The sequence below is a fragment of the Brachybacterium sp. J153 genome, assembly GCF_036311905.1.
Lineage (GTDB): Bacteria > Actinomycetota > Actinomycetes > Actinomycetales > Dermabacteraceae > Brachybacterium.
On the sequence record NZ_JAZDCH010000004.1, the window covers coordinates 30,690 to 56,124 of the forward strand.

A 25,435-nucleotide genomic window follows, 5' to 3' on the forward strand; every position below is an offset into this window, starting at 1 on the left:
ACGACATGAGAGTCATGGCCCAGATGTCGATGGTGATGAACCTCGACAAGTGCATCGGCTGCCACACCTGCTCGGTCACCTGCAAGCAGGCCTGGACCAACCGCTCCGGCACGGAGTACATCTGGTTCAACAACGTCGAGACCCGTCCCGGGCAGGGCTATCCGCGTGGGTACGAGGACCAGGAGACGTGGAAGGGCGGCTGGGAGCTCGGCGCGAACGGCCGGCTGAAGCCCAAGGCCGGCGGGCGCCTCTCCAAGCTGCTGCAGCTGTTCTCGAACCCGAAGCTGCCCGGCATCGAGGACTACTACGAGCCCTGGACCTACGAGTACGACAACCTCCTCAACGCCCCCGCGCAGCAGTCGGCCATCCCCACCGCGCCCCCGAAGTCCCTCATCACGGGGGAGCGCACCCAGATCCAGTGGTCCGGCAACTGGGACGACGACCTCGGCGGCACCTATCTCCACAAGGACAAGGACCCGATGCTCAAGGGCATCGAGGACAAGGTGCAGTTCGAGTTCGACCAGACGTTCATGTTCTACCTGCCCCGCATCTGCGAGCACTGCCTGAACCCCACCTGCGTGGCCTCCTGCCCCTCCGGCGCGATCTACAAGCGCGAGGAGGACGGCATCGTGCTCGTGGACCAGGACGGTTGCCGCGGCTGGCGCATGTGCATCACCGGCTGCCCGTACAAGAAGATCTACTTCAACCACCGCACCGGCAAGGCCGAGAAGTGCACTTTCTGCTATCCCCGCATCGAGCAGGGGGAGCCGACGGTGTGCGCGGAGACCTGCGTGGGCCGGCTGCGCTACATCGGCCTCGTCCTCTATGACGCCGACCGCGTCACCGAGGCCGCCTCGACCCGGGACGAGAAGGAGCTCTACCGCGCCCAGCGCGACATCATCCTCGACCCGCACGACCCCGAGGTGATCGCCGGCGCGAAGGCCGCCGGGATCCCGCACGACTGGCTGCTGGCCGCGCAGAATTCCCCGACCTACAAGCTCATCAAGGACTACGAGGTCGCGCTGCCGCTACACCCCGAGTACCGCACCATGCCGATGGTCTGGTACATCCCGCCGCTCTCGCCGGTGGTGGACGTGGTGCGCGACACCGGCTACGACGCGGAGGACGCCGAGAACCTCTTCGCCGCGATCGACGCGCTGCGCATCCCGGTGGAGTACCTCGCGAACCTCTTCACCGCCGGGGACGTCCCTACCGTGGAGCGGGTGCTGTACCGGATGGCGGCGATGCGCTCCTACATGCGCGACATCAATCTCGGACGCGAGCCCCGGGAGGGGATCGCGAACGCCGTCGGGATGGACGGCGAGACGATGCAGGAGATGTACCGCCTGCTCGCGATCGCGAAGTACGAGGACCGGTACGTCATCCCCGTCGGCCATCACGAGTCCGCGCACGACCTGGAGGGCGTGGGCACCGACTGCCCGCTGAACGCCCCCGGCGGACCGGGCATGAGCATGTCCCTGCCCGAGGAGTCGCTGGGCATGTCCGGCCCCGGCTACGCCACCAAGCGCCAGCAGAACGGTCCCGAGCGACCTGAGGGCGTCCGGATCAACCTGCTGAACTGGGACGGACGCGGCCGGCCCGACGGGCTCTTCCCGAGTCCCGCCGCAGGGGGTGCTTGATGGGTGCGCTCGCCCGCCTGCTCGGCCGGCGCACGGCCGACGACGGCTCCCCAGGCGGCGGCGGGACCGGCACCGCCACCGTGGCCCCGCCCCCGACCCGCGGTCGCTCGCCGCAGGACCTGCTGCATGCCGCGGGTCTGTCCACCGAGGAGCTGCGCATCACCTGGCTCGCGGTCTCTTGGCTGCTGAGTTATCCCGACCAGGACGTCCGCTCCCGGTTCGGCGACCTCCGCACACTGGTCCAGGATCTCCCGGACCGCGTCCGGGAGCCGCTCGAGCTCACTCTGCGCGCCCTGACGGTGAGGGATGCCGTCGCCGTCCAGGAGCAGTACGTGGACACCTTCGACACCCGGCGTCGAGGTTGCCTGCACCTGACCTACTTCAGCCACGGCGACACCCGCCGCCGCGGCATGGCGCTGCTGCGCATCAAGCAGGACTTCCGGGCCGTCGGGGTGGAGATCGATGAGCGGGAGCTGCCTGACCACCTGCCGCTCGTCCTCGAGTTCGGCGCCGGGCACGACGCGGAGCGGGGCGCGAAGATCCTGCGCTCGAACCGTCCCGGGGTGGAGCTGCTGCGGCTGCACCTCGAGGACATCGCCTCTCCATGGCACGGGGCGCTGGTGGCGCTGTGCGCGACGCTCCCGCCCCTGGATGCCGAGGACCGCGCCGCTGTGCTGCGCCTGGCGGAGGAGGGGCCGGAGGAGGAGACCGTAGGCCTGGACGGTTACGGGCTCGACGCCGACGCCGCGGCGCTGGGCGGACAGACCTTCGCCGCGAACGGCTGCGACTCCCGGGCCACCGCCCCCGGCCCGGTTCCCGTGGACCTCCTGAGAGGACGACCGTCATGACCGACACCTCGACCCTGGACCTGCTGCTGTGGGTGGTGCTGCCCTACATGGTGCTGGTGGTCTTCGTGCTCGGGCACGTGTGGCGCTTCCGCGCCGACCGCTTCGGCTGGACCACGCGCTCGAGCCAGATCTACGAGTCCAAACTGCTCTCGATCGGCTCGCCGATGTTCCACTTCGGCATCATCGGGATCTTCTTCGGCCACGTGGTGGGGCTCGGGATCCCGAAGTCCTGGACCCGCTTCCTCGGCATCTCCGACCACCTCTACCACCTCATGGCGGTCACCATCGGACTCGCCGCGGCGGTCGCCTGCGTGGGCGGGCTGCTGATCCTGCTGTACCGCCGGCGCACGAACACCCGCGTGTTCGGCGCGACCACAGTGGGGGACAAGATCATGTACCTGCTGCTGACCTCCACCATCCTCTGCGGGGTGCTCGCCACGCTGGTGCACACCACCTTCGGCGCCTACGACTACCGAGAGGGCGTCTCGATCTGGTTCCGGGACTTCTGGACCTTCCGGCCCGATCCGTCGCTGATGGGAGAGGCCCCGATCTTCTTCCAACTGCACATCCTCTCCGCGCTGTTGCTCTTCGCGGTGTGGCCCTTCACTCGCCTGGTGCACGTCTTCGCCGCCCCGGTGGGGTACCTGAACCGGCCGTACATCGTCTACCGCAGCAAGGACCCGCGACGGGAGTCCGAGCGCCGCGGGTGGGAGAAGGTGGACTTCTGATGGCGGCGAAAACCCCCGTGACCCGGCAGTGCGACTGGGAGACCGAGCTGCTGCCCTGGCTGCGGGAGACCTCCACACTGCTCGAGGTCGGCGGCGTGGACCTCGACGTGGACCGGGTGCACCGGATGACGGGCGTCGTCGCCGAGGGCGTGCAGCGTTCGATGGCACCGATCGCCGCGTTCCTCGTCGGGGCGGCGGTCGCCCGGGGTGCCGGCCTCGAGGAAGCCTGTGCAGCGGTCGAGGAGCTCACCCGCGCCCGGGCGGCGGCCGCGGTGTCCTGAGCCGACGAGCTGTCGAGGGCTTCGTGACCGAATCGTGATCTACGGTCTTGTCAGTGACCGGGGGACTGGTCCGGGGGCGCGGGCGCTCCCACGCTGAGGGCTCACCCGCCGTCCCGTGAGAGCTGATTCCCGTGACCTCGTCGCCGCTCGCCCCGCCCGCCCCGCCTGCCCCGCCTGCCGGTCTCGCCCCGCCCCCAGCACCGAGCGTCGCCCTGCCCACCGGGGCGGTGCGCGCCCTCGTGCTCGCCACGCTCGGTTTCGGCGTGAGCTCGTGGGCCTGGGCGCTGCTGAGCCCGCTCGGTCCGGTGCTCGTGGAGCGCGGCACGATCACCGACGCCTCTCTCGTGGTGGCCGTGCCCGTGCTCGTCGGCGCGCTCGGCCGGGTCCCGATCGGAGCGCTCACGGACCGGCTCGGCGGTCGGGTCATGTTCACGGCCGTGTCGCTCGCCGCCGTCGTGCCGGTGTTGCTGCTCGGCCTCGTCGGCCAGGACTCGCTCGCCGGACTCCTGCTCGGCGGGCTGCTGCTCGGCATCGCCGGCACGGCCTTCGCGATCGGCATCCCCTACGTGAATTCCTGGTTCCCGCCCTCGCGGCGCGGGATGGCGACAGGCGTCTACGGGGTGAGCATGGGAGGCACGGCGATCGCCGCCTTCACCACGGTGCCGCTCGTGCGGGCCGGCGGAGAGGCGGCGCCCTTCCTCGTGGCCGCCGCCGCGCTCGTCGTCTTCGCCGTGGTCGCGGCGACGTCGATGCGCACCGCGCCGACGTGGCGCCCGGCGCTCGGCAACCCCGCGCGGGCGACGGCAGCGGCTCTGCGCCTGGCCGTGACCTGGCAGGCGAGCGCGCTGTACGCGCTGTCCTTCGGCGGCTACGTCGCGTTCTCCGTCTTCCTGCCGACGCTGCTCGTGCGCTGGTACGACCTGGAGCCGGGGGAGGCGGCTCTGCGCACCGCGGGCTTCGTGGTGATGGCGGTGCTGCTGCGCCCGCTCGGCGGGGTGCTCTCGGACCGGTTCACCGCCGCCCGCACGCTCCTGGTGTCCTACGCGGCGCTGACCCTCGCCGCCGCCGTCCTCGCGCTGCACCCGCCGCTCGCCCCCACCGGCACGCTCGCGCTCCTGCTCGCCGCCGGCGCCCTCGGCCTCGGCGCCGGCGCGGTGTTCGCTCTCGTCGCCCGCGTCGCCCCCGCCGGGGAGATCGGCGCCGTGACCGGCGTGGTCGGCGCTGCCGGCGGGCTCGGCGGATTCGTCCCACCGTTGCTCATGGCGGCGACGATGCAGGGTCTGGGCAGCTATGCGCCGGCGCTCGTGGCGCTGCTGCTCGCGGCGGTCGGGGCGATGATCCTCACCGTGCGCGTGGGACGCCAGGGCGTCAGCGGGAGTTCATGTCCCCCACGTGGGTGATGGCGAGGACCGGTTCCCCGGCTTCGTCGGTCGCCTCGAGGTCGAGCTCCGCCTCGATCGCCCAGTCGTGGTTGCCGTCGGGGTCGTCGAGCACCTGCCGGATCTCCCAGCGCCGCGACTCCTCGGTGATCTGCAACAGCTTGGGGGAGCGGGCGGGGGCGTCGATGCCGACGTGGTCGTAGGTGTCGTAATAGGCGTCCATCGCCTCGGCCCACGCGGCCCGGTCCCAGCCGGAGGCGCCGTCGAGCTCCGCGAGGCGCTGCTCCCGCTCGAAGGCGAAGTGCTCCACGCGCTGCCACATGGCGGCCCGGACCATCGTGCGCAGCACCTTGGTCTGCGCGGAGAGGCCGCGCAGGGTGCTGGGGCGCACCTCCTCCTCGGCGGCGGGTCCGTCCTCGGGATGGCTCAGCGCCTCCCACTCGTCCAGCAGCGAGGAGTCGATGCCGCGCACCAGCACTCCGAGCCATTCGATGAGGTCCTCGAGCTCCTCGGTGCGCAGGTCCTGGGGGATGGTGCGGCGGAGCGCCTGGTAGGCGTCGGAGAGATAGCGCAGCACGATGCCCTCGGAGCGCTGCAGCCCGTACCGCTGCACGAACTCGGAGAAGGTCTGTCCGGTCTCGTGGATCTCGCGCACGATCGACTTGGGGGAGAGGTCGTCCTCGCGCACCCACGGCCGGGTGCGGGCATAGATCGCGAGAGCCGCCTCGAGATCCTCCGCGAGGGGCTTCGGCCAGGTCACCTCGTCCAGCTGTGCCATCCGCTCGGTGTACTCGACCCCGTCGGCCTTGAGCTCCGCGAGCAGCTCGCCCTTGGCAGCGTTCTGCTGGGCGAGCAGGATCTGGCGGGGATCCTCGAGGATCGCCTCGATGATCGAGACGGTGTCCAGGGTGAGGCTCTCGGACTCCTCGTCGAGCGAGTCGATCATCGCGATCGCGAACGGGGCGAGGGGCTGGTTCATGGTGAAGTCCAGCTGGAGGTCCTCGGTGAGGGCGAGGCGCCGTCCCAGGTGGTCCGGATCGGGGAGTCGCTCGACGATCTCGGCGTCGAGGAGGCCGCGCAGGATCGTCAGCGCCTCCCGCTGCAGGCGCAGCTTCTGGGCGCGGGTCTGGTGGCTCGCGCGGATCAGGTGCCGTCCGGCGGCGATCGCGTCCCCGGGGCGGGCGATCAGGGCGAGCGCCATGCCGGGGGTGATCTTCAGGTGCGGCCGCAGCGGCTCCGGCGCGTTCTCGACGAGCTTGGTGAGGTTCTGCTCGGACCAGGAGACGGCGCCCTCGGGCACCTTCGGCTTCGGCTCCTTCTTCCGCTTCTTGGCGGAGTTCGGGGCGGTGCCGGACTCCTCGCGGGCGCGCTGCTTGGCGAGCTGCCGCTCGAACTCGACGGTCCACGGCGGCGCCTGCACCACGACGTGGCCGATGGTGTCGTAGCCGGCGCGGCCCGCGCGTCCGGCGATCTGGTGGAACTCGCGGGCGTTCAGCAGCCGCATCCGGTTGCCGTCGAACTTCGCGAGCCCGGTGAGGAGCACGGTGCGGATCGGCACGTTGATGCCGACGCCGAGGGTGTCGGTGCCGCAGATCAGCTTCAGCAGCCCGGACTGGGCGAGCTTCTCGACGAGCCGGCGGTACTTGGGCAGCATGCCCGCGTGGTGCACGCCGATGCCCTCGCGCACGAGCTTGGAGAGCACCTGGCCGAAGCCCTTGGCGAAGCGGAAGTCGCCGATGATCTCGCGCACCTGCTCCTTCTCCGCCGGCGTGAGCACCTTCTGTCCCAGCAGCGCCTGGGCCTGCTCGAGCGCCTCCTTCTGGGTGAAGTGCACGATGTAGACGGGGGCGTCGCGATCCTGGAGGATCTCGGCGATCGTGTCCGGGAGCGGGGTGAGCGCCCAGCGGAAGTCCAGGGGCACCGGCCGCGGTGCGTCGGCGATGACGCTCACCTCGCGGGAGGTGCGCGCCCGGAGGTCGTCGACGAGCGCCGTGACGTCCCCGAGGGTCGCGCTCATCAGCACGAACTGGCAGGCGGGCAGTTCGATCAGCGGCACCTGCCAGGCCCAGCCGCGCTGGGGGTCGCCGTAGTAGTGGAACTCGTCCATCACGGCGAGGCCGACGTCGGAGGTGGGGCCGTCGCGCAGGGCGTGGTTCGCGAAGATCTCCGCGGTGCACACGATGATCGGGGCGTCGTGGTTGACGCTCGAGTCACCGGTCATCATGCCCACGTTCTCGGCGCCGAACTGCGCGACGAGATCGAAGAACTTCTCGCTCACGAGAGCCTTGATCGGGGCGGTGTAGTACGAGCGCTCACCCCGCGCCATCGCGGCGAAGATCGCGGAGTAGGCGATCGTGGTCTTGCCCGAGCCGGTGGGCGTCGCGGCGATGACGTGGTCGCCCGCCGCGATGGCAAGCAGCGCCTCCTCCTGATGGGGATAGAGGGTGCGGCCCACCGCCTCCTGGGCGGCGACGAAGCCGTCGACGATCGCGTCCTGTCCGTTCGCGGGGGAGCTCGGGGGGAGGAACGGGGTCAGGGTCGCCATGGGGCCAGTCTGCCAGTCAGCGCCGCCACTGGGCGGACAGCCAGCGGCGATGCGCGTCGATCGCCTGGCGGGTGGGCAGCTGGTGGAGGCGGTGGTCGCGGTAGGAGGGATCGGTCTCCTCGCCGCGGAAGAGGGCATTCTGGAACGAGGTCACGGTGGCGATGATCCGTTCGCCGTCGACGGTGACGATCTGCGTCGCGCGGCGCCAGTACCAGTGCTCGCTCGTCTCGATCCGGGCGACGCGCTCCCAGGGGATCCAGTGGTCGCGCCACGCGCCGCGCACCTCGATCCCGGCGGTCCGGACCACGAGCGCCATCCGCGACTGGCGCGCCGAGGACCAGCAGAGGCCGCCGAACAGGACGAGGAAGAGCACGGCGAGAGCGGCGAGGAGCACGCGGCCGAGCGGCGGGAGATCGGCGAGGACCGCCAGCCCGGCGAGGGCTCCGACGAGGGCGAGGGTCATGCACGCGACGATCACGACGCCGACCCGCTGTGTCACCCGCAGGGCACCGTGCATCTGGGACGTCGAGAGGATGTCGCCGCGATCGATCATGCCCCCATTCTGCAGGTCCACGGGCCGCGGGCTGCCGGCCCTTCGTCGTCCCCGCGATCGTCGACGTCCGTCCGGTGCGGCCGTCGTCCTGCAACCTGACGGGGTCAGTCCCCGTGTGCGGGCAGTCCCGCCAGCGCCGCGAGGATCCTCCCGCGCAGGGCGTCGGCCGCCACTGCGAGATCCCGCTGTCGCCGGACGTACTCGGCCTTGCCGGCCGGGGTCTCGATCGGCACCACCCCGTAGCCGAGGGGGCGGACGTCATAGGGGCTCGCCTCCATGTCGAGCACCCGGGTCGCGCGCGCGTGCTCGAAACAGTCCAGCACCAGCTCGGAAGGGACCAGCGGGGTCAGCTTCGCCGCCCACTTGTAGAGGTCCATCCCGACGTGCAGGCACGCGGGGTTGTCGAGCTCGACCTGCCGCGCGCGGGTCGGTCGGAGAGCGTTCCGGGGCGCCGACGTGGGGGTGAAGAAGCGGAAGGCGTCGAGGTGTGAGCAGATCAGGTTCTCCCGCTCGACCACGGCATCGGTCTCCGCCTGGCCGAGCCGCAGAGGGAGGTCCTCATGGCGCTGCTCGCCGGGGCGGAGGCCGTGCACCATCGCCCACTCGTGCAGGCCGAAGCATCCGAACTCGGGGCGCCGGTTCGTCAGCGAGGACGCGCGCAGGAGGCGGGTCATGAAGCCCAGAGCATCCGCCCGCTCGGTCAGGAAGCGGCCGACGTCGGCCCGGCGGCGCTGCGGCTCGCCGGGCAGGTCGACGTACCAGGAGCGCCGGCCCTGCTCGTCGACGTCCGCGATCGTGGGGGTGCCGTCGGCGCCGCGATCCGCGGCGGCCTCGTACGCGGTGCCCCACCCGGGATGCCAGCGCCGCAGCCGCGCGGGGGAAACGGGGTAGTAGGTGAACAGGAAGTCCTCGACGGGATGCTTCTCCCCGCGCGCCTTTCGAGCGCGATGCGCCGCCGTCAGGGCGTCCGTGCGCTCCTCGTGGGCCTGGCGGGCAGCGCGGGCCGCCGCGGCGTCGAGCACGACGGCCGGGCGGGGGAGGACGGGAGACATGACGGTTCCTCCTCTTTCCGGTCGCTGGGCGGGGACATCCTACGGACCCGGTCCCCGGGGACCGTTCCTCCCCAGGACCCTGCTGTCCACACCGCCGCCCCGCGCCCGGTGACGGGAGCGCCCGGCGACCTACGGTTCCCGGACGGACCGGGGCGCGCCGCCTCGACCGACCGATCACGAGGGGACTGCCATGGACTTCTACTGCGACGATTGCCTGCGCACGCATCATGGGGCCGACGGGACCGAGCACGCCCCGTGGCCCGTGCACGACTACCTGGGGCCGGATGTGCTCGCCGAGCTCGGGCCGCTGGAGATGATGTCCCTGTTCCTCGAGGGCGGCCTCTGCCTCGTCGCCGGACCCGAGGGCATCGAGTGCTACGTGCAGGTGCTGCTGACGCTTCCCGTCTTCGGGGAACCAGGACGTGCGCTGCACTACGCGCCGTGGGCGCGCGTCGCCCCCGAGGATCTGCTCGAGCACATGGCGGCCCTCCGGGAGGCGGAGCGGCGCCGCGCCCGCCGGAGCGCGCGGCGACGCCACCCGGTGCTCTCCGAGTTCGACGGCGTGCTCGCGACGGCCCTTCCCGACTACCCGGACAGCCTCGGGCAGCCGGTGCGTCTGATCGCTCGGGAGCAGGGGGAGCCGACGACGATCGTGCCCGACCCGTTCTCGGAGCATCCGCTCGCCCGCGACCTGCGCGACGGGATCAGCCGCCAGGAGGCGGAGCTGCGGGTGCGCTCCCTGGCGCTGACGGACCTCGCGGCCTGAGGGTGGGGCGCGGGCTCGCCCCTCCCGCCGCGGCCGTCACGAGGCGAGCAGCTCCCGCACGCGCGGGATGACCTCGGTGCCGTAGAGCTCGATCGAGCGCATGAGCTGCTCGTGCGGCATCGGTCCGCTCGCGTACTTGAGGTCGAAGCGATCGATGCCGAGGGTGCGGATCGTCCCTGCGATCTTCCGGGCGACGGTCTCGACGCCGCCGGCCACGAGCGCCCCGTGGTGCATCTCCTGGTCGAACTCCGCCATCCCCGCCGGCGGCCAGCCGCGCTCGCGGCCGATCTCGGTGCGATTGCGGATCCAGTGCGGGGCGAGCTGCTCCCGGGCGGTGGCATCGTCCTCGGCGACGTGGCCGGGGGAGTGGACCCCCACCGGCAGCCGATCGTGGCCGAACTGCGCGACCGCGTCGTGGAACAGGTCGACGAAGGGAGTGAAGCGTTCGGCCGGGCCGCCGATGATCGCGAGCATCAGCGGCAGGCCGTGACGGGCGGTGCGGATCACGGAGTTGGGGCTGCCCCCGACGGCCACCCAGGTGGGCAGCGTCCGCTCCATGCGCGGGTGCACCAGCTGGTCCTTCAGTCCGGGCCGGTGGGTGCCGGACCAGGTGACGGGCTCCTGGGGGAGGAGCGCCGCGAACAGCTCGAGCTTCTCCTCGAAGAGCATCTCGTAGTCCTGCATCGAGTACCCGAACAGGGGGAAGGACTCGGTGAACGAGCCGCGGCCGACGGTGATCTCGGCGCGTCCCTCGGAGAGGGCGTCCAGCGTCGAGAAGCGCTCGAACACGCGGATCGAGTCGTCGGAGGAGAGCACGGTCACGGCGGTGCCGAGCGTGATGCGCTCGGTGCGGGTCGCGAGACCGGCGAGGACGGTGTCCGGGGCGCTCACGGCGAAGTCCGGGCGGTGGTGCTCGCCGATCGAGAAGTGGTCGATGCCGACGCGGTCGGCGAGCTCGCCCTGGGCGACGATGTCGCGGATCACCTGGGCGGGGGCGACCGGGTTCCCGTCGAGATCGACGGTCACGTCGCCGAAGGTGTCCAGGCCGAAGGTGATGCGCGCGGGATCGAGCGGGGCGCGGTCGGCGGGAGCGGTGCTGTCGCTGCTGCTCGTGCGGTCGGTGGTGCTCATGATGCTCCGTCCCGGGTCAGGACCCGACGAGAGGTAGTTGATAGTTGAAGCATATGGCATCGGGCCCCGGAGGGACAGGCCCCGCGTCGGCCCGTCGGGAGCCGGGACCTAGACTGGCGAGCATGCGCATCGCCCGATTCACCACCGGTGAGGACCCCATGTACGGGATCGTCCAGGAGAAGGACGGCCGGGACATGGTCTACGGCATCACCGGCGACCCCCTGTACACCGAGATCCGCCCCACCGGCACCATCACGCCCCTCGAGGACGTGCGCCTGCTCGCCCCCGTCATCCCGCGCTCGAAGGTGGTGTGCGTGGGTCGCAACTACGCCGCCCATGCCGCTGAGCTCGGCAACGAGGTGCCCGACCAGGCTCTGTTCTTCCTCAAGCCCAACACCGCCGTCGTCGGCCCCGGAGACCCGGTGGTCGTGCCCTCCTACAGTCAGGAGGTGAGCCTCGAGGCGGAGCTCGCCGTGGTCATCAAGCGCATGGCCAAGGATCTCTCCCCGGAGCAGGTCGCCGATCATGTGCTCGGCTACACCTGCGCCAACGACCTCACCGCCCGCGACGCGCAGCGCGGCGAGAAGCAGTGGTTCCGCGCGAAGTCGTTCGACACCTCCTGCCCGATCGGTCCCTGGATCGAGACCGATCTCGATGTCGCCGGCCCCGGAGGCCTCTCCATCTCCTCGGCGGTCGACGGCGAGACCGCCCAGCAGGGCAGCACGGCGGACATGATCCGCTCCGTCGCCGAGATCGTCGCCGAGATCTCCTCCGTCGTCACCCTGCTGCCGGGCGATCTCGTGCTCACGGGCACCCCCGCCGGGGTGCGCACGGTCGAGCCGGGCGCCGTCATCGACGTGACCATCGAGGGCATCGGCACCCTCAGCAACCCCCTCGTGCGCCGCTGAACGGCGCCCACCGCACACCCCAGGAGCGTCCCGCGTGACCACCGCCCCCGTCGTCCCTTCCACCGCGCCCTCCGACGAGGTCCGCGTCCGGTTCTGCCCGAGCCCGACCGGCACTCCCCACGTCGGCCTCGTGCGCACCGCCCTGTTCAACTGGGCGCACGCCCGCCACCACGGCGGCAAGCTGATCTTCCGCATCGAGGACACCGACGCCGCCCGTGACAGCGAGGAGTCCTACCACCAGCTGCTCGAGGCCATGCGCTGGCTCGGCATCGACTGGGATGAGGGGGTCGAGGTGGGCGGACCCGACGGCCCCTACCGCCAGTCCCAGCGCGGCGAGATCTACCAGGACGTCATCGCGAAGCTCAAGGACGCCGGGCACATCTACGAGTCGTTCTCGACCGCCGAGGAGATCGCCGAGCGGCACCGCGCCGCCGGCCACGACCCGCAGCTCGGCTACGACGGCTACGACCGCGAGCTCACCGAGGAGCAGAAGGCCGCCTTTCGTGCCGAGGGCCGCGAGCCCACCTGGCGCCTGCGCATGCCCGACGAGGACCTCAGCTTCGTGGACCTGGTGCGCGGCGAGATCACCTTCAAGGCCGGCTCCACCCCCGACTATGTCGTGGTGCGCGCCAACGGGCAGCCGCTCTACACCCTCGTCAACCCCGTCGACGACGCCCTCATGCGCATCACCCATGTCCTGCGCGGGGAGGACCTGCTCTCCTCGACGCCGCGCCAGATCGCGCTCTACCGGGCCCTCATGGACGTCGGCGTCGCCGATCGCATCCCGCAGTTCGGTCACCTGCCGTACGTGATGGGGGAGGGCAACAAGAAGCTGTCCAAGCGGGATCCGGAGTCCAACCTGTTCCTCTACCGGGACCAGGGCTTCACCCCCGAGGGCATGGTCAACTACCTGGCCCTGCTCGGCTGGGGCTACAGCGCGGACCAGGACATCTTCTCCCGCGAGCAGTTCGTCGAGCGGTTCGACGCGTCCGACGTCAACCCCAACCCCGCGCGCGTGGACCGCAAGAAGGCGACGGCCATCAACGCCGACCACATCCGCCTCCTGCCCGAGGCCGAGTTCGTCGAGCGCCTCGTGCCCTACCTCCAGGCCGGCGGAGTCCTCGGCGACGTCGTCACGCCCGAGCAGCAGGCCCTGCTGGTCGCGGCCGCGCCGCTCGTGCAGACCCGGATGAACCTGCTCGGCGAGGCACCGGACCTGCTCCGCTTCCTCTTCGCCGCCGATGAGGACCTCGAGGTCCAGGACGAGGCCCTCGCGAAGATCGGCGACGACCCCGTCGCGGTGCTCGAGCGGGCCATCGCCGAGATCGAGGCCGTGCCGGCGGACTCCTTCACCGCCGAGCTGCTCGAGCCGGCCCTGCGCCAGGCCATCGTCGAGGACATGGGCATCAAGCCGCGCCTCGCCTTCGGACCGCTGCGCAGCGCGATCTCCGGCCGTCGCATCTCGCCGCCTCTGTTCGAGTCGATGGAGCTGCTCGGCAAGCCCTCGAGCCTGACGCGCCTGCGGGCGCTGCGCGACCGGCTGAGCGCGGTGTCTCCGGAGTGAACCGACGGTGACGCGAGGGGGTGCCGAGCCTCACAGCCCGAAAGGCCCCTCTCGCTTTGCCCCTCCGGCCGCGAGCCGCTAATGTTGTACCTCGGTACGGCACCGCGGGAGATCGCGAACCGGAGGGCTCCAGAGGGGCCCGAAGGTCCGGGAAACACCTCGGAATCGTGCTCTCACCATGGGGTATGGTGTAATTGGCAACACAACGGTTTCTGGTACCGTCATTCTAGGTTCGAGTCCTGGTACCCCAGCGCTGAACGTCTCCTTCGGGAGATGGACAGTCCGCGCCCCGTTCGTCTAGCGGCCTAGGACGTCGCCCTCTCACGGCGGTAACACCGGTTCAAATCCGGTACGGGGTACGAGCGAGATCCTCGGATCTCGCGGCGCCCCGTTCGTCTAGCGGCCCAGGACGTCGCCCTCTCACGGCGGTAACACCGGTTCAAATCCGGTACGGGGTACGGACAAGGAGTCGATGCCACTGGCATCGGCTCCTTTTTCTTTGCGCTCATTGCGCTTGCTGCGCTCGTTGCTCTCTCGGCCCTCGTCGGTCGTCGCGAAAGCTCAGTCCTCACGGTTCGCGCAGTTCCCCTCCGCGTCCTTCCCGATCCGCGTTCCCCGCGCAGGTCATCCGGAGTATCGTCGGGACATGACGAACACCTCACCGCCGAGAGTGACCGTAGGCCTCGCCGATGCCGAGGAGTCCGACCTCGCCGTCCGCTGGGCGGCCCGGCACGCACAGCACATCGGAGGCACCCTCCACCTCCTCCACGCCTTCATGTGGACCGAGCTCGACGTCGACACCGACCCGATCCCCGGGATGGTCGGCTCCGGCATCCGCCAGGCCGCCCAGACCCTCGTGAAGGAAGCCGTCGCGATCGCCCGCGCCGAGGTGCCCGATCTCGAGATCACCTCCGAGGTGGTCGACGGCAACGCCGTGCCCGTCCTCGTGGCCGGCAGCACGGGCTCCGAGGTCATGGTCGTGGGCGGTCGGGGCTTGGGACGGCTCATGACCCTCGTCGTCGGCTCGAAGAGCCTCGCCCTCGCCGCCCGCGCGCACTGCCCCGTCGTGGTCGTCCGCGGGCATCTGGGGGAGGAGGGGCCGATCGGCGTGGTCTACGACGGCACCACCGCCGTCGCCCTCGAACGCGCCGCGGATCTCGCCGCCGCCTATGACCGGGACCTCCACCTGATCCTGCGGGCGGACACCGCCGCCGATGCCGCCGAGTCGATCAGGGTCGAGGTCGCCGAGCGCCTCGCGCTGAGACATCCCGGCGTGTTCGTGCGCGGGGTCACCGTCGCCGCGACCGAGAGCGCGAAGGAGCTGATCCGGGCCAGCGAGGATGCGGCGCTCATCGTCGTCGCGGGAGAGCACGCCAAGGGACCCGACGGGCCGATCTCCGCGCCGCGTCGCCTCGTGACGGTGCTGCGCTATGCGCACGCACCGGTGTGGATCGAACGAGCCTGACCCGATACCGGGACGCTCGCTCGGTCCGCCGTCACATCGCGGCGGCGATCAGCCGCCCGCGCGGCGCAGCAGCTCGGTGAGGTGATTGGCGGAGCTCATCACCGAGGCGGCGTGCAGGCGCCCCGGCTGCCGCGTGAGACGCTCGATCGGCCCCGAGATGCTCAGCGCCGCGACGACCCGGCCGTTCGGGCCGCGCACCGGGGCGGAGACGGAGCCGACGCCCGGTTCGCGCTCCCCGATGGACTGCGCCCAGCCGCGCCGGCGCACGGCGGACAGCTGCGTGGCGGTGAAGCGCGCGCCGAGCAGCCCGCGGTGGAGCCGGTCCGGCTCCTCCCAGGCGAGCAGGATCTGCGCGGCGGAGCCCGCCTTCATGGTGAGGGTCGACCCCATGGGGACGGAGTCCCGCAGGCCGATGGGGCGCTCGGCCGCGGCCACGCAGATGCGGTGGTCGCCCTGGCGCCGGTAGAGCTGGGCGGACTCCCCGGTGTGGTCCCGGAGCGCCGCCAGCACGGGGCCGGCGGCCGCGAGCAGACGGTCCTCGCCGGCGGCCGCGGCGAGCTCGCCGAGGCGCGGACCGAGGATGAAGCGGCCCTGCATGTCGCGGGCGACCAGATGGTGAAACTCGAGGGCGACGGCGAGGCGGTGGGCGGTGGGGCGCGCGAGACCGGTCGACTGCACGAGCTGGGCCAGGGTCGCGGGGCCCGCCTCGAGGGCGCCGAGCACGACGGCGGCCTTGTCGAGCACGCCCACGCCGCTGCCGTTCTCCTCCGGGGTGTTGTCCATGCTCCGATATTGCCGTCTTATTCCCTGAGACGCAAGTGCAGGGGTCTCCCCGTCGGATGACGATGGTCGGGCGCTCGCACCCCGAGCGCGTTCCAGCAGGCGGACACGTCCCCGACCCCGGGGGCAGGGAAGGATCGACATGGCGGGGACTCTCGCGGAGAAGGTCTGGGCGGATCACGTGGTCCGTCGCGGAGACAACGGGGAGCCGGACCTGCTCTACATCGACCTCCAGCTCCTGCACGAGGTGACCAGCCCCCAGGCCTTCGACGGCCTGCGGCAGGAGGGGCGCAGCCCCCGTCGTCTCGACCAGCAGCTCGCGACCGAGGACCACAACACCCCCACGATCGACATCGACAAGCCGATCGCGGACCTCACCTCGCGCACGCAGATCGACACCCTGCGCCGCAACGCCGAGGAGTTCGGCGTGCGCATCCATTCCCTCGGGGACAAGGACCAGGGCATCGTCCACGTCGTGGGACCGCAGCTGGGCCTGACCATGCCCGGCATCACCGTCGTGTGCGGCGACTCCCACACCTCGACCCACGGCGCCTTCGGGGCACTCGCCTTCGGCATCGGCACCTCCGAGGTCGAGCACGTGCTCGCCACGCAGACCCTGCCGCTGAAGCCCTTCCGCACCATGGCCGTCACCGTGAACGGCTCGCTGCGCCCCGGCGTGACCGCGAAGGACATCATCCTCGCCGTCATCGCGAAGATCGGAACCGGCGGCGGCGCGGGCTACGTGCTCGAGTACCGCGGCGAAGCCATTCGCGCCCTCTCCATGGAGGGCCGCATGACCATCTGCAACATGTCCATCGAGGCCGGCGCCCGCGCGGGCATGATCGCCCCCGACGAGACCACCTTCGAGTACGTGAAAGGCCGCCCCCACGCCCCCCGCGGCGCGGACTGGGACGAGGCCGTCGCCTACTGGCGGACCCTGCGCAGCGACGACGACGCCGTCTTCGACACCGAGGTGATCATCGACGCCGACGAGCTCGAGCCCTTCGTCACCTGGGGCACGAACCCCGGCCAGGGCCTGCCGCTCTCCGCGACCGTCCCCGCCCCCGAGGACTTCACCGACGACACCTCGCGCACCGCCGCCGAGAACGCGCTGACCTACATGGATCTGGTCCCCGGCACCCCGCTGAAGGACATCAAGGTCGACACCGTGTTCATGGGCTCGTGCACCAACGGGCGCATCGAGGACCTCCGCGCCTTCGCCGAGACGATCAAGGGGCGGAGCAAGCACCCCGAGGTGCGGGTGCTGGTCGTCCCCGGCTCCGCCCGCGTGCGGATCCAGGCCGAGCAGGAGGGTCTGGACCAGGTGTTCCTCGACTTCGGCGCCGAGTGGCGTCAGGCCGGCTGCTCCATGTGCCTGGGCATGAACCCCGATCAGCTCAAGCCCGGCGAGCGAGCCGCCTCGACCTCCAACCGCAACTTCGAGGGCCGGCAGGGCAAGGGCGGTCGCACGCACCTGGTGTCCCCGGTGGTCGCCGCCGCGACCGCCGTGCGCGGCACCCTCTCGTCGCCGTCCGACCTGCTGACCAACGCCTGAGGAGCCCGCCATGGAAGCTTTCACCACCCATACCGGCATCGGCGTCCCGCTGCGCCGCAGCAATGTCGACACCGACCAGATCATCCCCGCCGTCTACCTCAAGCGGGTCACGAAGACCGGCTTCGACGACGGCCTCTTCAACGCCTGGCGCAGCAACGATCCCGACTTCGTGCTGAACCGCGAGCCCTACTCGCGGGGCTCCGTGCTCGTGGCGGGCCCCGACTTCGGCACAGGCTCCTCCCGCGAGCACGCCGTCTGGGCGCTGCGCGACTACGGCTTCAAGGCCGTCCTCTCGAGCCGCTTCGCGGACATCTTCCGCGGCAACGCGGGCAAGCAGGGCCTGGTCGCGGGAGTCCTCGCCCAGGACGACATCGAGCAGCTGTGGAAGATCCTCGAGGAGGCCCCGGGCACCGAGGTGACCGTGGACCTCGAGGCGCGCCAGGTGCGCGCCGGCGATGCGGTCTTCCGCTTCGAGATCGACGACTACACCCGCTGGCGCCTGATGGAGGGGCTGGACGACATCGGCCTCACCCTCCGCCACGAGGAGGACATCACCGCGTTCGAGGCGAAGCGCCCCTCGTGGATGCCGAAGACGCTCCCGGCCCGGACCGCCGACACGGAGTGATCCTCTCCCGGAGGTCGGGGGCGGGCCAGGGCGCTCCGGTATGGTGTGCCGGTCAGACCCGGGTGCCTGGGCACCCGACCTCCGAGGACAGGACACCATGAGCTCGACTTTCCATGTGCGCGGCGGACGGCCGCTCGACGGCGAGATCACCGTCCGCGGAGCGAAGAACCTCGTCTCCAAGGCGATGGTGGCGGCGCTGCTCGGCGAGGCCCCCAGCGTGCTGCACTCGGTCCCGGACATCCGTGACGTCCAGATCGTCTCCCAGCTGCTCTCGATCCACGGGGTGAAGGTCGAGCGCGACGTGGAGGGCGGCGTCCTGCGCATGGACCCGTCCAACGTGGAGCGTGCCCACGCCGCGGAGATCGACGCCCATGCGGGCAGCTCCCGCATACCGATCCTCTTCTGCGGCCCGCTCCTGCACCGTCTCGGCGAGGCGATCATCCCCGACCTCGGCGGCTGCCGCATCGGCGACCGGCCCATCAACTACCACCTCGACGTGCTGCGCAGCTTCGGCGCCGAGGTCGACAAGCGCGAGCTGGGCATCTACATCACCGCCCCGAACGGCCTGCACGGCACGACCATCAACCTCGAGTACCCGAGCGTCGGGGCGACCGAGCAGGTGCTGCTGACCGCGGTCCGCGCCGAGGGCATCACCGTCCTCACCAACGCCGCGGTCGAGCCCGAGATCGAGGACCTCATCTCGGTGCTGCAGAAGATGGGCGCGCTCATCACCCTGCAGACCGACCGCACCATCACCATCGAGGGCGTCGCCCACCTCGGCGGCTACGAGCACGTGGCCCTCCCGGATCGCATCGAGGCGGCCTCGTGGGCCTGCGCGGCCCTGGTCACCAAGGGGTCCGTGTTCGTGCGCGGGGCGCAGCAGAAGCCGATGTCGACCTTCCTGAACACCTTCCGGAAGATCGGCGGCGGCCTCGACATCACCGAGGCCGGCATCCACTTCTTCCACCCCGGCACTCCGCTGCGGGCGATCGCGGTCGAGACCGACGTCCACCCCGGCCTGATGACCGACTGGCAGCAGCCGCTCGTGGTCGCGTTGACCCAGGCCGACGGCATCTCGATCATCCACGAGACGGTCTACGAGAACCGGCTCGGCTTCACCTCGGCGCTCAACGACATGGGCGCCCACATCCAGGTGTACCGCGAGTGCCTCGGCGGGTCCTCCTGCCGTTTCGGCCGCCGCAACTTCAACCACTCCGCCGTGATCTCCGGCCCCAAGCCGTTGCGCGGGGAGGAGATCACCGTGCCCGACCTCCGCGGCGGGTTCTCGTACCTGATCGCCGCCCTCGGGGCCGAGGGCGTGTCCACCATCCACGGCATCGACCTGATCGACCGCGGCTACGAGTCCTTCCGCGACAAGCTGACGGCGCTCGGCGCCGAGTTCTGGGAGAAGTGACCTGATGACCCTCGACGGCTCCCGCGGCGCGGCCGGCTCGCTGGCCCTGCGCGACATCCCGATCCCCGACTACTGCGATGTGGTGATCGTCCCCACCCGCGGGGTCGAGGAGTCGGATCCGCGGGTGTGGGCCGAGGCGATCTTCTCCCACGAGAACACGCCGCTGTCGAAGCGGGGGATGCTCGCGTTGCGCGACGAGGCGATCCGCCTCTTCGACATGGTGCCGCCGCCGGAGAAGGACTTCGTGGCCGACGAGGTGGTGGGCTCGGAGGCGCTGATCAAGGACGACGACGCGAACCTGCAGGTCCGCATCGGGATCGCCCTGCTGCCCGGCGGGGACCTGCTCCAGGTCACCACCGCCGTGAAGTACCGCTCGGTGCGGGGCCGCATCGCCTTCGCCCCTCGTCGGCTGATGCATGCCGCGGCGGTCAACACCCTCGCCCGTCGGGCGCCGACGACGCTGCGCCGCCGGACCGTCACGTCGACCTCGACGGTCCGCCACCTCACCGGTCAGGCGACCCGCAAGGCCCTCGGCCGCTCCACCGCCACGGAGGACTGACATGCCGCGGCGCGATGTCAGCCGCCGGGCCGGATGGGTCATCGCCCTCGCCCAGATCCCGCTGCGCCCGCTCCTCGCGCTGCTGACCCGGCCCCGCTGGATCGGGGTGGAGAACCTCCCTCCCACCGGGGCGGTCATCGCGTGCGGGAACCATCTCAGCGCCCTCGACGCGCTCTCCTACGGCCATCTGCTGCAGGCCGGCGGCATCGCCCCGCGGTTCCTGGCCAAGGAGGCGATGTTCCAGGTGCCCGTGCTCGGCGCGCTGCTGCGCGGCGCCCAGCAGATCCCCGTCTCGCGCGGCACGGGCCGCGGCGCCGACGCCCTCGCGGCCGCCAGGCGGGCGCTCGGCCGCGGGGAGATGCTTATGGTCTTCCCCGAGGGCACCTACACCCGCGACCCCGAGCTCTGGCCCATGCAGGGCCGCACCGGGGCGGCGCGCCTGGCCCTCGCGACCGGGGCGCAGCTGCTGCCGATCGCCAGCTGGGGCGGTCGCCGCCTCTGGCCCGTCGGCTCCCCGATACCGCATCCCGGCCCGGGCCGCCGCCTCACCGTGCGGGTGGGGGAGGCGTACTCCGTCTCCCGCCTGGCGGGGGAGACCGAGCAGCAGGCGGCGCTGCGGATCACCGAGGACCTGATGCGGCGCATCACCGCCCTGCTCGGCGAGATCCGCGGCGAGGAGCCGCCGTCGGCCCTGCACGATCCGCGCGGCGATACGCACCGCCCCGAGATCGGCCGCACCGATCCGGGCTTCCGACCTCCGAGGCAGCGGTCATGAGGCGCCTCGCGGTCCTCGGCGCGGGCAGCTGGGGGACGACCTTCGCCCAGGTGCTCGCCGACGGCGGCTCCGAGGTGATGCTCTGGGCGCGCCGCGAGGAGGTCGCCGCAGAGGTCCGCACCGAGCAGCGCAACAGCACGTATCTCGGCGAGCTCCTGCTCCCCGAGACGGTCGGCGCCACCTCCCGGATCGACGAGGCGCTCGAGGGGGCCGACGGGATCGTCCTCGCCGTCCCCGCCCAGTCGCTGCGCGCGACCCTCGCGGCCTGGCCGGCGCTCCCGGAGGTGCCAGTGCTGTCGCTGATCAAGGGCATCGAGCGCGGCACCGACGCGCGGATCAGCGAGGTGATCGCCCAGGCCGGCCGCACCGACCCCGCACGGATCGGGGTGCTCTCCGGCCCGAACCTCTCCGGGGAGATCGCTCGCCGCCAGCCCTGCGGCAGCGTCGTCGCGGCTCCCGACCATACCCTCGCCGAGTCGCTCGCCATGTGGTGCCAGACGCCCTACCTGCGGGCCTACACCTCCACCGACGTGATCGGGGTCGAGATCGCCGGAGCCGTCAAGAACGTCATCGCGATCGCCGTCGGCGCCGCGACCGGGCTGGGGCACGGCCACAACACCACCGCCTCTCTGATCACCCGGGGCCTCGCCGAGATCACCCGGCTGGGCGTCGCCCTCGGCGGCCGCCCCGAGACCTTCGCGGGCCTCGCGGGGATGGGCGACCTGGTCGCGACCTGCTCCTCCCCGCTCTCCCGGAACCACCGCCTCGGCCTCGCCCTCGGACGCGGGCTCGACGTGACCTCCGCCGCGCAGGAGGTCGGCCAGACGGCCGAGGGGGTCGCCACGGCCCGCGCCGTCGGCGATCTCGCGGCACGGCTCGGGGTCGACATGCCGATCACCCGCGCGGTCGTGGATGTCGTCGATCACGGTGCCCGCATCGAGGACGTCACCACGGCCCTGCTGTCGCGGTCGATCCGCCCCGAGTGATTACCCTGGCCAGCATGAGAACCACCGTCGCCCTCCTGTTCGGCGGCCGCAGCGGCGAGCACGGCATCTCGTGCGTGACCGCCGGCGGCATCCTCTCCGCGATCGACCGGGAGCGCTTCGACGTGCTCGCGATCGGGATCACGCGGGCGGGGCGCTGGGTGCAGGTCTCCGCCGACCCCTCCGACTGGACGCTCGTCGACGGCAACGCCCCTGAGGTCCACGACACCGGGGTCGAGGTGCTGCTGCCCGCCGTCCGCCACCGGGCGGGGGAGCCGATCGTGCTGCGCGCGCTCGAGGACGGCGCGGTCCGCGATCTGGCGGAGGTCGACGTGGTCTGGCCGCTGCTGCACGGCGCCTACGGCGAGGACGGCACCGTCCAGGGCCAGCTCGAGATGCTCGACATCCCCTACGTCGGCTCGGGCGTGCTGGCCTCCGCGGCGAGCATGGACAAGGCAGCGACGAAGACCCTGCTGCGCACCGCGGGCCTCGAGTGCGCCCCCGGCATCGTCGTGCACGAGGATCGCTGGGCCCGGGAGGAGGGCCGCGTCCTCGCCCACCTGCGGGAGCACCACCCGCTGCCCTGGTTCGTCAAGCCCGCCCGCGCCGGCTCGAGCCTCGGCGTCTCCCGCGTCTCCCGCCCGGAGGACCTCGGCGCCGCGATGAAGACCGCCTTCGCGGAGGATCCGAAGGTGCTCATCGAGCAGGGCATCGTCGGCCGCGAGGTCGAGTGCGGGGTGTTGCAGGGACGCGACGGCGGCGAGGTGCGCACCACCATCCCCGGCGAGGTCACCGTGGGTGACGACCTCGAGTTCTACGACTACGAGTCGAAGTACTTCGGGAAGGGCACCGTCTCCATCGACGTGCCGGCCGCCCTGCCCGATGCGGTCCTGGAAGAGGTGCGCGAGGTCGCCTCCCGCGCCTTCACCGCCCTGGGGCTGGAGGGTCTCGGCCGGGTGGACGTGTTCGTCACGGAGGACTCCCGCGTGGTGATCAACGAGGTCAACACGATGCCCGGCTTCACGCCGTACTCGATGTTCCCCGTGCTCTGGAAGAACATGGGACTGTCCTACGCGGACCTCATCGCGGACCTGGTCGAGCAGGCCGCGGCACGGCGGCTCGGCCCCCGCTGAGCCGGAGGAGCGGCGCGGCCCGGGGCAGCGCGGGGCGTCGTGTCCCGGCCGCCGACGGCCTCAGGCAGCGTCGCCCGGACCGATGCAGTAGGTGGAGGCGACCGTGTTCGCGCTGACCACCCGGGAGAGGTCGAGCGCCGCCGCCGAGGGCTGGTCCGGGGCGGCCGAGCTCGGCACCGACACGTCGATCGCGGGCTCCCGGCCGTAGGTGGTGTAGAGGAAACCGCCGTCGATCTCCGAGACGATCCAGTCGATCCGGACCCCGTCCCCGTCCTCGAGGGTCGTGCACCGCTCCGTAGTGGGGCCGGGTGGGGTCACGCCGCAGCGCATCACTACGGTGTCCTCGCCGGAGCCCCAGGCGGCGGTGCCCTGGCTGGAGGTCTCCGTGCGCGCCAGGCCCAGCACCTCCTGCGGCGCCCCGATCACCACGTCGGCGCAGGTGGGGTCCGCGGCGAACTCTCCGGAGGGCACCGTCACGGTGCCGCAGGCGGTCAGGGTCGCGGCGAGCACGCCGGCGGCGGCCAGGGCGAGGGGACGACGGGGGACGAGCACCCGTCGAGCCTACGGCACACTGGCCCCATGACCTCGACGCCGCCCTCCGGGGAGGCGGGCCTGCTCGCCCGCATGCTCCCGCACCTGAGCCCCTCCCCGCTCGCCGAGGTCGGTCCGGGCGACGATGCGGCGGTGCTCCGCCTGCCCAGCTCGCGCCTGGTCGTCTCGACCGACACCCTCACCGAGGGCGTGGACTTCCTGCCCGGGGTGATCACCCCGACCCAGCTCGGCCGCCGCGCCGCGGTCCAGAACCTGGCCGACATCGCTGCGATGGGCGCCCGTCCCCACGCCCTCGTCGTCTCGGTCTCGGCCCCCGCGGGGACCGACGGGGGCGTCTTCGAGGAGATCGCCGCCGCCCTCGGAGCTCGCGCGGAGGCCGACGGCGCGCACGTCGTCGGCGGCGACCTGGGCCGCGGCGACCTGCTCTCGCTGACCGTCACGGCGCTCGGCACCCTCGCCGCGGGGGAGGCCCCCGTGCTGCGCTCCGGCGCCCGCCCCGGGGATCTGCTCGCCGTGGGCACCGAGCGATTGGGCCGCTCCGCCGCCGGACTCGCTGCCGTGCTCGCCGGCCGCGACGAGCCCGCCGAGCTGGTGGCCTTCCACCATGCCCCGGAGGTGGACCTCCGCCTCGGCTGGACCGTCGGGCGCGCGGCGAGCGCGATGCTCGACCTCTCCGACGGGCTCGTGCGCGACGGCGGGCGGATCGCCGCGGCCTCCGGCGTGGTCCTCGACCTCGACCCGGCGGCGCTCACCCCCGACATCGCGGCACTCCGGCCCTCGGCGCGGGACGAGGCCGAGGCAAGCGCCTGGGTGCTGCACGGCGGCGAGGAGCATGCGATGCTCGCGACCTTCCCGCCGGGCGCGGTCCCCGCGGGCTTCCGGGTGCTCGGCGCGGTACGCCCCCCGGCACCGGGGGAGGAGCCGACGGTCCTGCTCGGCGGGGAGAGGATCCCCGGGCGCGGCTTCGACCACTTCGACGACGGGTCGTAGGCTGGACGACGGTCCGTTCCCCCGAAGGAGACATCCATGCCGATCACCGTGAAGGCCCTGCAGAAGACCGGCCCGGAGCAGCCGTTCCGCGTCACCACCATCGAGCGCCGCGATCCGCGCCCGACCGACGTCGTCATCGACATCAAGGCCGCCGGCATCTGCCACAGCGACATCCACACCATCCGCAACGAATGGGGCGAGGCGCACTTCCCCCTCACCGTCGGCCACGAGATCGCGGGCGTCGTGTCCGCGGTCGGCGCCGAGGTCACCGACTGGACGGTCGGCGATCGCGTGGGCGTCGGCTGCATGGTCGACTCCTGCGGCGAGTGCGCGCAGTGCCTCGCGGGCGAGGAGCAGGCGTGCCTCGAGGGGAACGTCGGCACCTACAACGCGAAGGACGTCGACGGCACGATCACCCAGGGCGGCTACGCCGAGAAGGTCGTGGTCGACCAGCGCTTCGTGCTGCGCATCCCCGACGCCCTGGACTTCGACGTCGCCGCGCCGCTGCTCTGCGCCGGTATCACCAGCTACTCGCCGCTGGCCCGCTGGGGCGCCGCGGAGAAGCGAGCCGACGGCTCGCCGAAGAAGGTCGCGGTGCTCGGCATGGGCGGTCTCGGACACATGGGCGTTCGCATCGCCGCCGCCATGGGCGCCGAGGTGACCGTGCTCTCCCGCTCCCGCAAGAAGGAGCAGCTCGCCCTCGACCTCGGCGCCCAGCGCATGCTCTCGACCACCGAGGACGACTTCTTCTCCGCGCACCGCGGCGAGTTCGACCTGATCCTCAACACGATCAGCGCCGACATCGACGTGGACGCCTACCTGCGCCTGCTCGTGCCGCGGGGCGTGATGGCGGTCGTGGGCCTGCCGCCCGCGAAGCAGCAGCTCTCCTTCGGCACGCTGATCGGCGGCGGCCGGGTCCTCGCCGGCTCCAACATCGGCGGCATCGCCGAGACCCAGGAGATGCTCGACTTCTGCGCCGAGCACGGCTTCGGCGCCGAGATCGAGGTCGTCGGCGTCGACGAGGTCGACGCGACCTACGACCGCGTGGTCGCCGGCGAGGTGTTCTTCCGCGCCGTCATCGACACCTCCACCTTCGCGGGTGCCGCGGCGGAGTGACGGTCTGGGCGGCGGTCCGTCCCGTCCCCGCGACGGACCGTCGCCCCTTCCGAGGCACAACACCAATGGGCGGTATCGCTCAATACAACGATA

General features: G+C 71.7%; 24 protein-coding genes and 3 tRNA genes. 21 read left to right on the forward strand and 6 right to left on the reverse strand.

Annotated elements, in window-relative coordinates:
• Positions 1-5: 5 nt before the first annotated feature.
• The 5 genes from narH (at position 6) to V1258_RS01760 (ending at position 4,897) form a co-directional block, all read left to right on the forward strand.
• The gene (gene narH / locus V1258_RS01740) at positions 6-1,640 is read left to right on the forward strand and encodes a nitrate reductase subunit beta (RefSeq protein ID WP_329748074.1); all 1,635 of its coding nucleotides are present in this window, start codon (positions 6-8) and stop codon (positions 1,638-1,640) included.
• Positions 1,640-2,488: a nitrate reductase molybdenum cofactor assembly chaperone gene (narJ, locus tag V1258_RS01745; protein WP_329748075.1), complete on the forward strand. Its 849-nt coding sequence runs from the start codon at positions 1,640-1,642 to the stop codon at positions 2,486-2,488. The genes narH and narJ overlap by 1 nt, the downstream gene beginning before the upstream one ends.
• Positions 2,485-3,216, forward strand: a complete 732-nt coding sequence (gene narI / locus V1258_RS01750; RefSeq protein WP_329745350.1) for a respiratory nitrate reductase subunit gamma — start codon at positions 2,485-2,487, stop codon at positions 3,214-3,216. Before narJ ends, narI begins: the two co-directional genes overlap by 4 nt.
• Positions 3,216-3,497, forward strand: a complete 282-nt coding sequence (locus V1258_RS01755; protein ID WP_329748076.1) for a DUF6457 domain-containing protein — start codon at positions 3,216-3,218, stop codon at positions 3,495-3,497. Before narI ends, V1258_RS01755 begins: the two co-directional genes overlap by 1 nt.
• A gap of 131 nt (positions 3,498-3,628) precedes the next feature.
• The gene (locus V1258_RS01760) at positions 3,629-4,897 is read left to right on the forward strand and encodes an MFS transporter (protein WP_329748077.1); all 1,269 of its coding nucleotides are present in this window, start codon (positions 3,629-3,631) and stop codon (positions 4,895-4,897) included.
• On the opposite strand, the gene V1258_RS01765 is transcribed toward V1258_RS01760, so the two are convergent.
• The 3 genes from V1258_RS01765 to V1258_RS01775 form a co-directional block, all read right to left on the reverse strand.
• Positions 4,866-7,421 (reverse strand): DEAD/DEAH box helicase, encoded by a 2,556-nt coding sequence (locus V1258_RS01765; RefSeq protein WP_329748078.1) that lies wholly within the window; start codon positions 7,419-7,421, stop codon positions 4,866-4,868. The two genes, V1258_RS01760 and V1258_RS01765, sit on opposite strands and share 32 nt — an antisense overlap.
• 16 nt (positions 7,422-7,437) lie before the next feature.
• The gene (locus V1258_RS01770) at positions 7,438-7,974 is read right to left on the reverse strand and encodes a hypothetical protein (protein ID WP_329748079.1); all 537 of its coding nucleotides are present in this window, start codon (positions 7,972-7,974) and stop codon (positions 7,438-7,440) included.
• A 104-nt stretch (positions 7,975-8,078) separates the two neighbouring features.
• The gene (locus V1258_RS01775) at positions 8,079-9,026 is read right to left on the reverse strand and encodes a 3-methyladenine DNA glycosylase (protein ID WP_329748080.1); all 948 of its coding nucleotides are present in this window, start codon (positions 9,024-9,026) and stop codon (positions 8,079-8,081) included.
• 190 nt (positions 9,027-9,216) lie between these two features.
• Between V1258_RS01775 and V1258_RS01780 the strand changes: the two genes are divergently transcribed.
• Positions 9,217-9,792: a DUF2199 domain-containing protein gene (locus V1258_RS01780; RefSeq protein WP_329748081.1), complete on the forward strand. Its 576-nt coding sequence runs from the start codon at positions 9,217-9,219 to the stop codon at positions 9,790-9,792.
• Between the two features lie 36 nt (positions 9,793-9,828).
• Here the strand turns inward: V1258_RS01780 and V1258_RS01785 are convergent, their stop codons facing one another.
• Positions 9,829-10,923, reverse strand: coding sequence for an LLM class flavin-dependent oxidoreductase (locus V1258_RS01785; RefSeq protein ID WP_329748082.1), 1,095 nt, complete (start codon positions 10,921-10,923; stop codon positions 9,829-9,831).
• Positions 10,924-11,045: 122 nt separating this feature from the next.
• Here V1258_RS01785 and V1258_RS01790 point away from each other — a divergent pair, with 122 nt between their 5' ends.
• The 6 genes from V1258_RS01790 (at position 11,046) to V1258_RS01815 (ending at position 14,860) form a co-directional block, all read left to right on the forward strand.
• Positions 11,046-11,831, forward strand: a complete 786-nt coding sequence (locus V1258_RS01790; RefSeq protein ID WP_329748083.1) for a fumarylacetoacetate hydrolase family protein — start codon at positions 11,046-11,048, stop codon at positions 11,829-11,831.
• Between the two features lie 34 nt (positions 11,832-11,865).
• The gene (gene gltX, locus V1258_RS01795) at positions 11,866-13,395 is read left to right on the forward strand and encodes a glutamate--tRNA ligase (protein WP_329748084.1); all 1,530 of its coding nucleotides are present in this window, start codon (positions 11,866-11,868) and stop codon (positions 13,393-13,395) included.
• Positions 13,396-13,574: 179 nt separating this feature from the next.
• Positions 13,575-13,646: transfer RNA gene (locus tag V1258_RS01800), tRNA-Gln, on the forward strand.
• A gap of 35 nt (positions 13,647-13,681) precedes the next feature.
• Positions 13,682-13,754: transfer RNA gene (locus V1258_RS01805), tRNA-Glu, on the forward strand.
• Positions 13,755-13,780: 26 nt separating this feature from the next.
• Positions 13,781-13,853: transfer RNA gene (locus V1258_RS01810), tRNA-Glu, on the forward strand.
• 188 nt (positions 13,854-14,041) lie between these two features.
• The gene (locus V1258_RS01815) at positions 14,042-14,860 is read left to right on the forward strand and encodes a universal stress protein (protein ID WP_329748085.1); all 819 of its coding nucleotides are present in this window, start codon (positions 14,042-14,044) and stop codon (positions 14,858-14,860) included.
• A gap of 48 nt (positions 14,861-14,908) precedes the next feature.
• Here the strand turns inward: V1258_RS01815 and V1258_RS01820 are convergent, their stop codons facing one another.
• Positions 14,909-15,643: an IclR family transcriptional regulator gene (locus V1258_RS01820; protein WP_329745362.1), complete on the reverse strand. Its 735-nt coding sequence runs from the start codon at positions 15,641-15,643 to the stop codon at positions 14,909-14,911.
• A 139-nt stretch (positions 15,644-15,782) separates the two neighbouring features.
• On the opposite strand from V1258_RS01820, the gene leuC reads away from it, so the two are divergent.
• The 7 genes from leuC to V1258_RS01855 all read left to right on the forward strand — a co-directional run bounded on the left by leuC (position 15,783) and on the right by V1258_RS01855 (position 22,684).
• Positions 15,783-17,195 (forward strand): 3-isopropylmalate dehydratase large subunit, encoded by a 1,413-nt coding sequence (gene leuC / locus V1258_RS01825; RefSeq protein ID WP_329748086.1) that lies wholly within the window; start codon positions 15,783-15,785, stop codon positions 17,193-17,195.
• 10 nt (positions 17,196-17,205) lie between these two features.
• Positions 17,206-17,820: a 3-isopropylmalate dehydratase small subunit gene (leuD, locus tag V1258_RS01830; RefSeq protein ID WP_329748087.1), complete on the forward strand. Its 615-nt coding sequence runs from the start codon at positions 17,206-17,208 to the stop codon at positions 17,818-17,820.
• 97 nt (positions 17,821-17,917) lie between these two features.
• The gene (gene murA / locus V1258_RS01835; protein WP_329745365.1) at positions 17,918-19,234 is read left to right on the forward strand and encodes a UDP-N-acetylglucosamine 1-carboxyvinyltransferase; all 1,317 of its coding nucleotides are present in this window, start codon (positions 17,918-17,920) and stop codon (positions 19,232-19,234) included.
• Positions 19,235-19,238: 4 nt separating this feature from the next.
• The gene (locus V1258_RS01840; RefSeq protein WP_329745366.1) at positions 19,239-19,793 is read left to right on the forward strand and encodes a hypothetical protein; all 555 of its coding nucleotides are present in this window, start codon (positions 19,239-19,241) and stop codon (positions 19,791-19,793) included.
• 1 nt (position 19,794) lies between these two features.
• A complete protein-coding gene (locus V1258_RS01845) occupies positions 19,795-20,568 on the forward strand; it encodes a lysophospholipid acyltransferase family protein (protein WP_329748088.1) in 774 nt (257 codons plus the stop codon).
• On the forward strand, positions 20,565-21,554 hold the full coding sequence (locus tag V1258_RS01850) for an NAD(P)H-dependent glycerol-3-phosphate dehydrogenase (RefSeq protein ID WP_329748089.1): 990 nt from the start codon (positions 20,565-20,567) through the stop codon (positions 21,552-21,554). The genes V1258_RS01845 and V1258_RS01850 overlap by 4 nt, the downstream gene beginning before the upstream one ends.
• Positions 21,555-21,568: 14 nt before the next feature.
• Positions 21,569-22,684: a D-alanine--D-alanine ligase family protein gene (locus tag V1258_RS01855; RefSeq protein WP_329748090.1), complete on the forward strand. Its 1,116-nt coding sequence runs from the start codon at positions 21,569-21,571 to the stop codon at positions 22,682-22,684.
• 60 nt (positions 22,685-22,744) lie between these two features.
• Here V1258_RS01855 and V1258_RS01860 read toward each other — a convergent pair whose 3' ends face one another.
• Positions 22,745-23,236, reverse strand: coding sequence for a DUF3515 family protein (locus V1258_RS01860; RefSeq protein ID WP_329748091.1), 492 nt, complete (start codon positions 23,234-23,236; stop codon positions 22,745-22,747).
• 27 nt (positions 23,237-23,263) lie between these two features.
• On the opposite strand from V1258_RS01860, the gene thiL reads away from it, so the two are divergent.
• Together thiL and V1258_RS01870 are read left to right on the forward strand one after the other, a co-directional pair.
• The gene (gene thiL / locus V1258_RS01865; RefSeq protein ID WP_329748092.1) at positions 23,264-24,226 is read left to right on the forward strand and encodes a thiamine-phosphate kinase; all 963 of its coding nucleotides are present in this window, start codon (positions 23,264-23,266) and stop codon (positions 24,224-24,226) included.
• A 36-nt stretch (positions 24,227-24,262) separates the two neighbouring features.
• Complete coding sequence (locus V1258_RS01870; RefSeq protein ID WP_329748093.1) at positions 24,263-25,342, forward strand: NAD(P)-dependent alcohol dehydrogenase; 1,080 nt, start codon at positions 24,263-24,265, stop codon at positions 25,340-25,342.
• The last annotated feature ends 93 nt before the right edge of the window (positions 25,343-25,435 follow it).